Annotated in this window: 1 protein-coding gene; it reads right to left on the bottom strand. The window is 60.8% G+C overall.

The features are described 5' to 3' along the window. Window positions 1-29: 29 nt before the first annotated feature. Window positions 30-347, bottom strand: a 318-nt coding sequence (locus tag EXE44_RS18680; RefSeq protein WP_241991906.1) for a hypothetical protein, incomplete at its 5' end; no start/stop codon positions are given.

Raw genomic sequence — 347 nt, 5'->3', positions numbered from 1 at the left:
GGACATCGTCCGCGAGTATGACGACGCCATCAGTCACCACCCGGGAAGAAGCAGTTCGTGGGGTGGTAGTCGTGCGTCGAACCGTCGTCGCGTTCGAGGGTCACCTCGTTGGTGTCCATCGCGATCCAGATGTCTTCCCCAACCTCGATTCGGTCCTGCGCAGCTGCGCGCTTAACGTCGTCCTTGGCGAAGTATCGGACGACCCCGCGACTCTCGTCCTTGATCTTCAGCCGGTACCAGGGGCCGTACTCTCCTTCTCCTTCGGTCAGGTCGAGTACGAGTCCTTCGAGTACGTCACCGGGGCCAAGTTCTACGGTGGGAACATCGGATTCCGGCGACTCTCCTTC

Source organism: Halorubrum sp. SS7 (assembly GCF_005435055.1).
GTDB lineage: Archaea > Halobacteriota > Halobacteria > Halobacteriales > Haloferacaceae > Halorubrum > Halorubrum salinarum.
Note: the sequence above shows the minus strand (reverse complement) of the source record. Positions and strands in the feature narration are given on the sequence as shown.